Source organism: Pseudomonas iranensis (genome assembly GCF_014268585.2).
In the GTDB taxonomy this organism is placed as follows: Bacteria; Pseudomonadota; Gammaproteobacteria; order Pseudomonadales; family Pseudomonadaceae; genus Aquipseudomonas; species Aquipseudomonas iranensis.
On the sequence record NZ_CP077092.1, the window covers coordinates 3,324,342 to 3,336,073 of the forward strand.

Consider the following 11,732-nt stretch of genomic DNA (forward strand, 5'->3'; position numbering starts at 1 on the left):
CGGGCTTGCCCGCGATGGCAATGGATCAGTCGCCATCAATGTTGGATGTGACGGCCTCATCGCTGGCAAGCCAGCTCCCACAGGTTATGTGGTTGTTTGGAAGAATTAAGGAATCACCATGATCCCCAACGAAGACCAGACCCAGATCCGCGACATGGCCCGGCAGTTTGCCGAGGAGCGGCTCAAGCCGTTCGCCGCCGAGTGGGATCGCGAACACCGTTTCCCCAAGGAAGCCATCGCCGAGATGGCTGAGCTGGGCTTCTTCGGCATGCTCGTGCCGGAGCAGTGGGGCGGCTGTGACACCGGCTACCTCGCGTACGCCATGGCTTTGGAAGAAATCGCCGCCGGCGACGGTGCCTGCTCGACGATCATGAGCGTGCACAACTCGGTCGGCTGTGTGCCGATTCTCAAGTTCGGCAATGACGATCAGCGTGAACGCTTCCTCAAACCGTTGGCCAGCGGCGCCATGCTCGGCGCCTTCGCGCTGACCGAACCGCAAGCTGGTTCCGATGCCAGCAGCCTGAAAACCCGCGCGCGGCTGGAAGGCGATCACTACGTGCTCAACGGTTGCAAACAGTTCATCACCTCCGGGCAGAACGCCGGCATCGTGATCGTGTTTGCCGTGACTGACCCGAGCGCCGGCAAACGCGGGATCAGCGCGTTTATCGTGCCGACCGACTCGCCTGGCTACAAAGTCGCGCGGGTCGAAGACAAACTCGGCCAGCACGCCTCCGACACGTGCCAGATCCTCTTCGAAGATGTGAAAGTGCCGGTCGCCAATCGGCTGGGCGAGGAGGGCGAGGGCTACAAGATTGCCTTGGCCAACCTTGAAGGCGGCCGCGTCGGTATCGCCTCGCAAGCCGTCGGCATGGCCCGCGCCGCATTCGAAGCCGCCCGCGATTACGCCCGCGAGCGTGACACCTTCGGCAAGCCGATCATCGAGCATCAGGCCGTGGCGTTCCGCCTGGCGGACATGGCCACGCAAATCGCCGTCGCCCGGCAGATGGTGCATTACGCCGCAGCCTTGCGTGACAGCGGCCAACCGGCGCTGGTCGAGGCGTCGATGGCCAAGCTGTTCGCCTCGGAAATGGCCGAGAAGGTCTGTTCCATGGCCTTGCAAACCCTCGGCGGTTACGGTTACCTCAACGACTTCCCGCTGGAACGCATCTACCGCGACGTGCGCGTCTGCCAGATCTACGAAGGCACCAGCGACATTCAGCGCATGGTCATTTCGCGCAATCTCTGACAAGGAATTTTATTCATGACTTACGAAACGATTCTGCTGGAAACCCGCGACCGCGTTGGCCTGATCACCCTCAACCGGCCGCAGGCGCTGAACGCGCTGAACGCGCAACTGGTCAGCGAAGTGAACCACGCCCTCGATACGCTGGAAGCCGATGCGCACATTGGCTGCATCGTCCTCACCGGTTCGAAAAAAGCTTTCGCCGCTGGCGCCGACATCAAGGAAATGGCTGAGCTGACCTATCCGCAGATCTACATGGACGATCTGTTCAGCAACAGCGATCGCGTGGCCAACCGGCGCAAGCCGATCATCGCCGCGGTCAATGGTTTTGCCCTCGGCGGCGGCTGTGAACTGGCGCTGATGTGCGACTTCATTCTGGCTGGCGACAACGCCAGATTCGGCCAGCCGGAAATCAACCTAGGCGTGCTGCCGGGCATGGGCGGCACCCAGCGCCTGACTCGCGCCGTGGGCAAAGCCAAAGCCATGGAAATGTGCCTGAGCGGACGCATGATTGACGCGGTAGAAGCCGAGCGTTGCGGCATCGTCGCGCGCATCGTGCCGAGCGATGAGCTGCTTGATGAAGCGCTGAAAGTTGCAGCGGTTATCGCCGGCAAGTCGCTGCCGATTGCGATGATGATCAAGGAGAGCGTCAACCGCGCGTTCGAGGTCAATCTGACCGAGGGTGTGCGTTTCGAGCGGCGGGTGTTCCATGCCGCGTTTGCGACGCAGGATCAGAAGGAAGGGATGGCGGCGTTTATTGCCAAGCGTGAGGCTGCATTCCAAGGCAAATAGTGTGTGACCTTCAAAAGCCCCTCACCCTAGCCCTCTCCCCAAGGAGAGGGGACTGACCGCGTGATATGGGCAAATTACGCCGACCTGAAAGGTTGCCGCTGAATCCGTAACCGACTCGGTCGGCTCCCTCTCCCTGGGGAGAGGGCTGGGGTGAGGGGAAGGGCCAACGCCATTACAACTGGTAGTTCTTCAAATCTCGCGCAATCACCATCCGCTGTATCTCGCTCGATCCTTCATAAATCTGGGTAATCCGCGCGTCGCGGTAGTACTTCTCGACCGGGTAATCCTCAAGATAGCCATAGCCGCCATGGATCTGGATCGCCGACGAACAGACCTTCTCGGCCATTTCCGAAGCGAACAGCTTGGCCTGCGAAGCCTCGGACAAACACGGTTTGCCCGCCGTTCTCAACCGCGCCGCATGGAGGATCAGCAACCGCGCGGCGTTAATTTGCATGTGCATGTCAGCCAGCAGATTGGCAATGCTCTGGTGCTCGATGATCGGCTTGTCGAATTGCACGCGGTCTTTCGAATAAGCCAGCGCCGCTTCAAACGCTGCCCGGGCGATACCCAATGCCTGCGCGGCGATGCCGATGCGTCCGCCTTCAAGGTTGGACAGGGCAATCGCCAGGCCCTTGCCGCGTTCGCCGAGCAGATTGGCCTCGGGGACGCTGCAGTTGTTCAGTGTCACCGCGCAGGTGTCGGAAGCACGGATGCCCATCTTGTGTTCGGTGCGATCGACGATGAAACCCGGCGTGTCGGTCGGCACCAGAAACGCCGACAGGCCTTTCTTGCCCAAGTCCGGATCGGTTACCGCGAAAACGATCGCCAGTTTCGCCCGTTTGCCATTGCTGACAAATTGCTTGGCGCCGTTGATCACCCACTGGCCGTCGCGCAGTTCGGCGCGGGTGCGCAGGTTGTGCGCTTCGGAGCCGGCCTGGGGTTCGGTCAGGCAGAAGCAACCGATGGTCTGCCCACTGGCCAGATCGGCCAGCCAGGTCTTTTTCTGTTCGTCGCTGCCGTAGTTGAGCACCGGGCCGCAGCCGACCGAGTTGTGGATGCTCATGAACGCGCCGGTTGCGCCGTCACCGGCAGAGATTTCCTCAACCGCCAGCGCATAGGCGACGTAATCGACGTAGGTGCCGCCCCATTCTTCCGGCACAACCATGCCGAGCAAGCCCAGTTCACCCATCTTCGCCACCAGCGCGTCGTCGATCCAGCCGGCCTTTTCCCAGGCCTGGGCGTGGGGCGCGATTTCGCCACGGGCAAAATCCCGGGCCATGTCGCGGATCATCACTTGTTCTTCGGTCAGTTCGAGATCGTGCATGACTCAGCTCCCGCTCTCATCAAAACCATGGAAGAAGCTCGCAATCCGCGCAGCGTCCAGCTCAGCGACGGTTGGCGGGTTCCAGCGCGGTGACTTGTCCTTGTCGATCAGCAGGGCGCGCACGCCTTCGATCAGGTCGCCACGGGCAAACCACTGGCGGTCCAGATGCAGCTCCAGCGCAAAGCAATTCTCCAGACTCAGGTGCCTGCCGCGACGGAGCATTTCCAGGGTCACGGCCATGGCCAGCGGCGAGCGGGTTTCCAGCAGATCCGCCGTGGTGACCGCCCATTCGTGGCTGTCGGCGACGGTGACGGCGCGCAATTGCTCGATCATGCTCGGCACGTCGGGCAAGGCAAAGAAGTGGTCAATGGCCGGGCGCAATGCTTGGAGGGGCGCATCGGGCAGGGTTTGCACGGCGTGCTTGGCCAGCAGGTTCTGCAGCGATTTGAGCGGCGTGTCCTGCCACTCCATCTGATCGAGTTTTTCGTCGAGCAGGGCCAGTTTGCTGCTGTCCAGATACCAGTCGGCGAGGCCGCAGTACAGCGCATCGGCCGCGCGAATCTGCACGCCGCTGACGCCCAGATAAATCCCCAGTTCACCGGGAATGCGTGGCAGGAAATAACTGCCGCCAACGTCGGGGAAATAACCGATGGCCACTTCCGGCATCGCCAGTCGGCTCTTCTCGGTGACCACGCGCAGATCGGCGCCTTGCACCAGGCCCATGCCACCGCCGAGGACAAAACCGTCCATCAGGGCCAGCACCGGTTTGCGGTAGTGATGAATCGTCAGGTCGAGGGCATATTCCTCGACGAAGAAATCTTCGTGCAGCGTGTCGCCGCTCTTGTAGCTGTCGTACAGCGAACGAATATCACCGCCGGCGCAAAAAGCCTTTTCACCGGCACCACGCAATACCACGGCGTGCACATCGGCGTCAGACGCCCAGGCATCGAGCTGCTGTTGCAGCAGACGCACCATGTCCAGGGTAATTGCATTGAGGCCCGCAGGGCGGTTGAGGGTCAGGTGGCCGATATGGTTGCGCACCTCGGCCAGCACGTCGTTTTGCATGGCATCCATGGACGGGGTCCGCCGGGATGAAGCCTGAGCTGTCATCTGTAACTCCCTGCTTTTTATTGTCTTTATTCGAAAAGCCCGCGCGCGGGCGTTAGCGGATCGTAACAGTGCAAATTTGTCGTGTACAACGGGGATATGTGCAGGGGGAATCTGCGTTTTTACATGCCTCGAAATTGCGTGGTTATCGGAAGGTTTCGCTGATGCTGCGGCGCTTGGCGTGCAGTTCGCTGGCGTGGATCAGGCGTTCGAGGTCTTCCGGGGTGACGTCGATGAAGGCTTCCATGTCGGCCAGCGCAAGCTTGAGGTCTTCGGCGGTGATCGCCTGGCGGTCGACCGGGACCACTGGCGGCGCCGGGTCAGCAGCGCGTTTCGGATAGCGAATGCGGGTCAGGTTGTTATAGGCCAGCGCACTGACCAGCATGCACAGGGCGCCGAGCATCACCGGCTCCATGGCTTTCCAGTCCATGGCGATGGTCGCAGGGTCGGCCAGCACCAGCGTCAGCGCCAAGGCGCCGGCCGGTGGGTGCAGGCAACGCAGCCAGCACATCAGAATCACCGCCATGCCGGCGGCGAGGCAGGCGCTGCCCAGCGTACGGCCAAGCACATGGGCCACCAGCAAGGCGACCACACCGGCACACAGGTAGCCGCCGAGAATCGACCATGGCTGGGCGAGGGCGCCGGAGGACACGGCGAACAGCAGCACCGCCGACGCGCCGAGCGGGCCGACCAGGTGAAAGGCAACGTCATGGCCGAACACCTGCGCGCACATCCACACACTGAACAGCGTGCCCAGGCCCATGCCGATCGCGGCACGGCTCCATTCAGTGGGGCGGGTGTTGATGGCAGCGGGCAACCAGCGAGCAAGCATTTAGAACTGATCCTTTACAAAATCCGGGGAAAAAAAAAGGACTTGTCCGGCATATCCGGAAAGCCCTCGAAGCGTTCCAACATTGGGGGAGGAACGCGCGTAGTTTGCCGATCAAACTCGATGCTGACAAATTCATATAAATGCAGTTTTAGTGCACTATTTTTGCATTGAACGGGTGCGCCGCGCGCTGACGAAGCATAGATAGCCACCCAGCGCCGCCAAGCCGCTCAAGGCGTAGAACATGCTCGGCGCCGGCGTGTGCATCAGCAGAAACCCGCACAGCACCGGGCTCGCCCCGCCGCCGAGTGCCGCCAGGTTCTGCGCGCCGTAGTAGCTGCCGCGCAATGTCTCCGGGGCGAGGGTGTCGACAAAGAGGAAGTCTGCAGGGTAAATGATCATCTCGCCCAAGGTGAAGATGAACATCGCCACGCACCAGCCGAGCAGGCTGTCCGCCACACTGAAACCAATCAACCCGACGATGAACAGCGCAGTGCCGCCGGCAATCCAGTGACGCAGGTGTTCGCGGCTGAGCCAGCGACCGACCTGGTATTGCAGCAGGATCACTGTGATTGCGTTGCAGGCGAGCAGGGCGGCCATGGTGTCGAGCGTTTGTTGCTGGGTGTGGGTGACCAGCAGGTATTGCGACAGGTACAGCGTAAAGCGCCCGTGCACCAAGGTGCTGAGCAGGCAACCGAGGGTGAACAGCACCATGGTGCGGTCGTTTTTCAGGATCATCAGCGTGTTGAGGAAACTTTGCGGCGCACTGCCGGAAGTTATCGGACTGGCATCCCTGGTCGCGCCGAGCAGCAGAAAAATACTGCCAATGGCGATCGCGCCGGCAACGATGAACGGCGCGGACGGCTGCACCCCGGCAATCACCACGCCAATCATCGGGCCGACGGCGTAGCCGATATTGGTCAGCGTGTAATTGAGGGAAAACGCCTTGACCCGCTGGCCCACCGGCAGGTTTTCACTGAGGATCGCCTTGGAGCCGATCAGGAACAGCGCCGACGCGGTTTCGCTGATGATCAGCACCAGGGTGACCAGATACAGGTTCTGCGCGAAGGTCAGCAGGATCAGGCCGATACCGCTGGAGAGCATGGCCACAATCAGCAACTGGCGCTTGTCCAGCTTGTCGATGATGTAGCCACCGTACAGCGACAGCAGCGTGGCGCTGAACACGGCGATGCCGAGCAGCAAGCCGACATCCTGCGGATTGAGGCCAAGCTTGTTGCTGAGGAAGAGCGTCAGCAACGGACTGACCAGGGCGCGGCTGATGACCACGGTCAGCGAGCTGATCATCAACCGGCGAATGAACGGCGAATACATGGCCACGGATGGGGAATGTCCTTATTCGGGAAGCCTGAGCGAACACCATCCTCTCTGGGCAGCCGCCACCGGTCAAGCTGATACACCAGCGTCCCTCGGAGCACATGATTTTCCTGTGGGAGCGAGCCTGCTCGCGAAGGCGGCGGATCAGTCACCTGCGATGTCGCTGACATACCGTATTCGCGAGCAGGCTCGCTCCCACAGGGTCTGTGTACCTCACGATTACCACTGACTTCCACAGGCGCAAATCAAGCCACATCCGAAGCCGCCGGCCTGTGCCGCAAGGTGATCGGCAACTTGCACGATTCACCGCGCCCCATCGGGAAATACTGGAAACCATTGCGCGCCAGTCGCCCGGCGTCGTACAGGTTGCGGCCGTCGAAGATGACCGGGCTGTTGAGACGCTGTTTGATCAGCTCGAAATCCGGGGCCTTGAACTGTTGCCATTCGGTGCAGATGATCAGCGCATCGGCGCCGCCCAGTACCGATTCCGGCGTGCCCATCAGCATCAGTTTTGATTCGTTTGGATAGAGATTCTGGGTTTCCACCATGGCCTCCGGATCAAACGCGCGCACGCTGGCCCCGGCAGCCCATAAATCTTCGAGCAGAACCCGGCTCGGCGCGTCGCGCATGTCGTCGGTGTTGGGCTTGAACGCCAGGCCCCACAAGGCAAAGGTCCTGCCGCGCAAATCGCCCCGGTAGAAGGCGTTGATGCGTTCAAACAGTTTGTGTTTCTGGCGCTGGTTGATCGCTTCTACCGCTTGCAGTAGATCACTGGAGCAATGCGCCTGTTCGGCACTGTGAATCAACGCGCGCATGTCTTTGGGAAAACACGAACCGCCGTAGCCGCAACCCGGATAGATGAAGTGATAGCCAATCCGCGTATCGGCACCGATGCCCTGGCGCACTGATTCGATATCTGCGCCGAGATGCTCGGCGAGTTCGGCGATCTGGTTGATGAAGCTGATCTTGGTCGCCAGCATGCAGTTGGCGGCGTATTTGGTCAGCTCGGCACTGCGCAGGTCCATGAACAGGATGCGGTCATGGTTGCGGTTGAACGGCGCGTACAGATCGCGCATCACATCGCGCACTTCAGCGCCTTCGCAACCGATTACGATACGATCCGGCCGCCGGCAATCGGCCACCGCTGAACCTTCCTTGAGAAATTCCGGGTTGGAGACGATATCGAACTGCAGCAGGCGGCCAATCTTGATCAGGGCTTTTTCGATGTGGCTGCGCAAAGCGTCGCCCGTGCCCACCGGCACCGTGGATTTTTCTACCACGATCAACGGCTGCTCACGATGTCGGGCAATCGCGTCGCCGACCGACAGCACGTAGCGCAGGTCCGCCGAACCGTCCTCGCGTGACGGCGTGCCCACCGCGATGAACGCCACCCGCCCATGCAACACCGCAAACCGCTCATCAGTGGTGAATTGCAGGCGTTTCGAGTCCAGGCCCTCACGCACTAGGCTGGCCAGCGCCGGCTCGAAAATACTGACGTGACCCTGGCGTAACTGCTCGATCTTCTGCGCGTCGACATCCATGCACACGACGTCGTGACCGACCTCGGCCAGCACCGCCGCTTGCACCAGACCGACATAACCACTGCCAAACACCGTGATCTTCATGCCGCACTCCTGCTCGCAGTTCCGTGCTTTGAAGATAAGAGCGCGATGTTTCAGTTCGCCTACCGTGCTGAAGAGGCAGCAAACAGACCGTTCGGGGAATGCCCGATTGACTTTTACCGCCTCGAACGGCAGGTTGTCGGCCTTTCGCGGCAACCCCTGTCATTGAGTCACGCCGTTTTTTTGCGTTTCATTTCATGCATTTATTGTTTTTGTTGAATCGTTTTTTATTTCAAGGCCGTTTCGTTTGAGTGATTTGTCGAGTACCCAACCTGCACCGTCCACCAGCAATCCGCTAACCGTTTACCTGGCGCGACTGGCACCTTCCAGCCAGTTGACCATGCGCTATGTGCTGCAAGATGCCGCTGACCGCCTCGGTTTCGAGGACGTCGATATCGAAGAGATCCCGTGGCACGGTCTGCAACCGGAAGACGTGGTGGCGCTGGTCGCCGCTTTGCGTGCCGACGGTTATGCACCGAACACCTCTTCGCTGTACGTCAATGCCGTGCGCGGGGTGATGAACGAGGCGTGGCGCATGAGCCTGATCAGCCAGGATCACCTGTTGAAGATGCGTTCGGTCAAGGGCATAGCCGGCACACGGCTGTCCCAGGGGCGCAACCTCAAGCGCACGCTGATCCACGAACTGATGGAAGTCTGCGCTGCCGACCCGCGCCCGCAGGGCTTGCGTGATGCGGCGGTGATAGCGCTGCTGTACGGCACCGGCATGCGCAAGTCGGAATCGGTGGATCTGGATCTGAGTCAGGTCGACTTCAACGAACGCAGCCTGACCGTTACCGGCAAGGGCAACAAACAGCTGATCAAGTACGCGCCGGCCTGGGCCTTTGCCAAGCTCGACGCCTGGCTGGAACTGCGTCGTTCACAGCTCAAGGAAGGCGAGAGCGACGATGCATTCCTGTTCAATCGCATACGCCGGGGCAGCCACATCACCCGCGAGCGCATCACCAAACACGCGATTTACTACATCGCCCGCCAGCGCGGTACGCAGGTCGGGGTGAAAATCATGCCCCACGATTTTCGGCGTTCATTCATCACCCGGGTGATCGAAGAGCACGACCTGTCGATCGCGCAGAAACTCGCGCATCACAGCAATATCCAGACAACCGCCAACTACGATGTGCGCGATGACAACGAGCGGCGGCGGGCGGTGGATCGCTTCGATTTGTGACGCGTTTAGCCCGATGAAGGGCAATTGCGCGCGGCCGTCGCAGCCTGAGTGATTTGTGCAGCAAGCCGTTTGACGTTGTTCTGTTGCGCAGTCACCAGCTCTTCGATGCTTGGCCCTGAAGGCGTCTGCAACACCGAGCGACAGGTCAGTAGCGCCGCGTCCGCCGCACCCAGCGGGCGCACTCGCCATTTCACGTCGATCAAGGCGTACTGGCCGGGAATCGAATCGAAGCGCTGCACGTCGATACGGACCGAGGCGCGCTGCTGGCCGACACCGCTGCTCAATTGATCGATCAGCGCGCCGCGCAACTCATCGGCAAGAGTGGCGCTCCACCAATCGGTTTCCAGAATCGCCACGCCGCTGTTGCCCTGGCGAATCACAATCTGCGCGCGATCGACCTGTGGCGGCACGCTGATGCTTTCGATGGCAATGTCGGCGCCGTTGCGGCTGGCACCCGGTTGCGCCGGGGTCAGTGTGTGAAAGCTGATCGGGTCGCTACGGCACGCAGTCAGCAGCAAGAAGGCAGCGAGCACGGTGATCTTCAACGGTAAAGCCATGGATGCAGCTCCTGTGCTCAATTGCGTGGCGGTCCTTTGAGGTCCAGCGGCGCGGCGTTGTCGGGGCGTCCGCGAATCAGCGACTCAGGGTGGCGACCGAGGTAATCCGACAGCTCTCGCAACGAGCGCGACATGCGCCCGAGCTCGTCGAGGGTCTCGGTGAGTTGCTCACGTTGCGGTGAGTCCTCGGCGAGAGTCGAATTGGCCGACTGCAAGGTCTTGCTGACGTCGGCGAGGGTGCTCTGTACACCCGGCAGAGTCCTGGCGTTGAACTGCTTAAGGCCCTTGCGCAGCTCGACCAGATTGCCGTCGAGGTTGCTGGCGATGCGTTCAACCGGCAGCGCGTTGATCTTGTTCACCATCGCCTCGAGTTTTTCCTGCAATTGTTCGAGGCTGCCGGGAACGGTCGGAATGGTGACCGGCCGTGCCTTGGGGTCGAACGCGACTTTCGGCGCTTTGGGGTAGAAATCCAGCGAAATATACAACTGACCGGTGAGCAGGTTGCCATTGCGGGCCTGGGCGCGCAGGCCATTTTCAATGAACGTGCCGATCAGGCGCGCGCCGGTGGCCTCATCGTTTTCGTCGCCATGGTAGGTCTTGAGAATCTTCGCGTGGGCACGGCCGAGTCGCTGCGGATAAATGACAATGCCGACATTCACCGGAAAGGTGCGCTTGACCTCGTCGAAGTCGAGATTGACCGCCACCACCCGGCCGATTTCGATACCGAGAAACTCCACGGGCGCATCCACCTTGAGCCCGCGCAAGGCCTGATCAAACCGCAGCGCCAGGTATTGCGCCTTGCCGTCGGGCGGGGCGAGGGCGGCTGTCTGGTTGGCAAACAGCTCGAAACTCTTGTCGTCGCTGGCCGGCTTATCGTCGGGGCTGTAGTCCGGGGCGCGGAAAGCGATGCCGCCCACCAGCAGGGTCGACAGCGATTCGGTTTTCACCGCAAAGCCGTTGGCGCCGACATTGATGTCGATGCCACTGGCGTTCCAGAAGCGGGTGTTTTCGGTAACGTAGGCATCGTTGGGCGAATGCACGAACACTTCGATGTTGACGCCTTTGCCGTCCGGGTCCAGCGCGTAGGACACGACCTGGCCAACCGGAATCTTGCGGTAATAAACGGGGGAGCCGATGTCCAGCGAGCCAAGGTCCGCGGTGTGCAGCGTAAAGCGTTTGCCCGGTTCGCCGTAGGTGATCGGCGGCGGGTTCTCCAGACCTTTGAAGTTTTTTGAGCGGGTATTGGCCTGACCTATGTCGGCGCCGATGTAATCGCCCGACAGCAGCGTATCGATGCCCGAGACCCCGCCGGCGCCGATACGTGGACGCACCACCCAGAATTGCGAATCCTCGCGGGTGAAGGCTTCGGCCTGCTTGGCCAGTTTGATCGTGGCGTTGACGTGTCTATGGTCGTTGGCCAGTTCCACGTCGGAGACATGGCCGATGACTACGTTGCGGTACCGGACTTCGGTCTTGTTTGCGGTCAGACCATCGCCGGTCTTGAAGGTAACGGTGATGACCGGGCCTTCCTGAAGGATGTTGTGAATCACCAGCGAAATCCCGACCAGCACCGCCACAATCGGCACGATCCATACCAGTGAAATCGCGAAACGGCGGGTTTTGATCGGCGCCTGACCGGGTGCTCGCGGCTCATCGCTGGCTGACGACTTCATCCATGTCCTCCTCAATTTATCGGGCCCTGAGCGTCGGGAACGCAAAAGCACTTCATCAATATAG

At 60.9% G+C, this 11,732-nt stretch carries 10 protein-coding genes; 3 read left to right on the top strand and 7 right to left on the bottom strand.

The annotated features are described in order from the left end of the window. Window positions 1-118: 118 nt before the first annotated feature. Both HU724_RS14860 and HU724_RS14865 read left to right on the top strand, forming a co-directional pair. Window positions 119-1,246, top strand: coding sequence for an acyl-CoA dehydrogenase (locus HU724_RS14860; RefSeq protein WP_073474453.1), 1,128 nt, complete (start codon window positions 119-121; stop codon window positions 1,244-1,246). A 15-nt stretch (window positions 1,247-1,261) separates the two neighbouring features. Continuing rightward, complete coding sequence (locus HU724_RS14865; protein ID WP_186569678.1) at window positions 1,262-2,035, top strand: enoyl-CoA hydratase; 774 nt, start codon at window positions 1,262-1,264, stop codon at window positions 2,033-2,035. A 172-nt stretch (window positions 2,036-2,207) separates the two neighbouring features. On the opposite strand, the gene HU724_RS14870 is transcribed toward HU724_RS14865, so the two are convergent. The 5 genes from HU724_RS14870 to HU724_RS14890 all read right to left on the bottom strand — a co-directional run bounded on the left by HU724_RS14870 (window position 2,208) and on the right by HU724_RS14890 (window position 8,255). Beyond that, window positions 2,208-3,359 (bottom strand): acyl-CoA dehydrogenase family protein, encoded by a 1,152-nt coding sequence (locus tag HU724_RS14870; protein WP_024012951.1) that lies wholly within the window; start codon window positions 3,357-3,359, stop codon window positions 2,208-2,210. Window positions 3,360-3,362: 3 nt separating this feature from the next. Further along, window positions 3,363-4,469 carry an enoyl-CoA hydratase/isomerase family protein gene (locus tag HU724_RS14875; RefSeq protein WP_186569677.1) on the bottom strand — a complete coding sequence of 369 codons (1,107 nt, stop codon included), beginning with the start codon at window positions 4,467-4,469 and terminating at the stop codon, window positions 3,363-3,365. A gap of 142 nt (window positions 4,470-4,611) precedes the next feature. Further along, window positions 4,612-5,298, bottom strand: a complete 687-nt coding sequence (locus tag HU724_RS14880; RefSeq protein WP_123442491.1) for an HPP family protein — start codon at window positions 5,296-5,298, stop codon at window positions 4,612-4,614. Window positions 5,299-5,454: 156 nt separating this feature from the next. Beyond that, a complete protein-coding gene (locus HU724_RS14885; RefSeq protein ID WP_186569676.1) occupies window positions 5,455-6,633 on the bottom strand; it encodes an MFS transporter in 1,179 nt (392 codons plus the stop codon). A gap of 242 nt (window positions 6,634-6,875) precedes the next feature. Beyond that, complete coding sequence (locus tag HU724_RS14890) at window positions 6,876-8,255, bottom strand: UDP-glucose dehydrogenase family protein (protein ID WP_186569675.1); 1,380 nt, start codon at window positions 8,253-8,255, stop codon at window positions 6,876-6,878. A gap of 244 nt (window positions 8,256-8,499) precedes the next feature. On the opposite strand from HU724_RS14890, the gene HU724_RS14895 reads away from it, so the two are divergent. Beyond that, the gene (locus HU724_RS14895; protein WP_186569674.1) at window positions 8,500-9,438 is read left to right on the top strand and encodes a site-specific integrase; all 939 of its coding nucleotides are present in this window, start codon (window positions 8,500-8,502) and stop codon (window positions 9,436-9,438) included. 5 nt (window positions 9,439-9,443) lie between these two features. Here the strand turns inward: HU724_RS14895 and HU724_RS14900 are convergent, their stop codons facing one another. Further along, window positions 9,444-9,995 carry a PqiC family protein gene (locus HU724_RS14900; protein WP_186569673.1) on the bottom strand — a complete coding sequence of 184 codons (552 nt, stop codon included), beginning with the start codon at window positions 9,993-9,995 and terminating at the stop codon, window positions 9,444-9,446. A gap of 17 nt (window positions 9,996-10,012) precedes the next feature. Further along, on the bottom strand, window positions 10,013-11,668 hold the full coding sequence (locus HU724_RS14905) for a PqiB family protein (RefSeq protein ID WP_123442487.1): 1,656 nt from the start codon (window positions 11,666-11,668) through the stop codon (window positions 10,013-10,015). Window positions 11,669-11,732 lie beyond the last annotated feature (64 nt).

Excerpts from the sequence above, each read along its gene's own strand:
- HU724_RS14900 (WP_186569673.1), bottom strand. The coding sequence starts at position 9,995 with ATGGCTTTACCGTTGAAGATCACCGTGCTCGCTGCCTTCTTGCTGCTG.
- HU724_RS14860 (WP_073474453.1), top strand. The coding sequence starts at position 119 with ATGATCCCCAACGAAGACCAGACCCAGATCCGCGACATGGCCCGGCAG.
- HU724_RS14875 (WP_186569677.1), bottom strand. The coding sequence starts at position 4,469 with ATGACAGCTCAGGCTTCATCCCGGCGGACCCCGTCCATGGATGCCATG.
- HU724_RS14890 (WP_186569675.1), bottom strand. The coding sequence starts at position 8,255 with ATGAAGATCACGGTGTTTGGCAGTGGTTATGTCGGTCTGGTGCAAGCG.
- HU724_RS14865 (WP_186569678.1), top strand. The coding sequence starts at position 1,262 with ATGACTTACGAAACGATTCTGCTGGAAACCCGCGACCGCGTTGGCCTG.
- HU724_RS14880 (WP_123442491.1), bottom strand. The coding sequence starts at position 5,298 with ATGCTTGCTCGCTGGTTGCCCGCTGCCATCAACACCCGCCCCACTGAA.
- HU724_RS14870 (WP_024012951.1), bottom strand. The coding sequence starts at position 3,359 with ATGCACGATCTCGAACTGACCGAAGAACAAGTGATGATCCGCGACATG.
- HU724_RS14905 (WP_123442487.1), bottom strand. The coding sequence starts at position 11,668 with ATGAAGTCGTCAGCCAGCGATGAGCCGCGAGCACCCGGTCAGGCGCCG.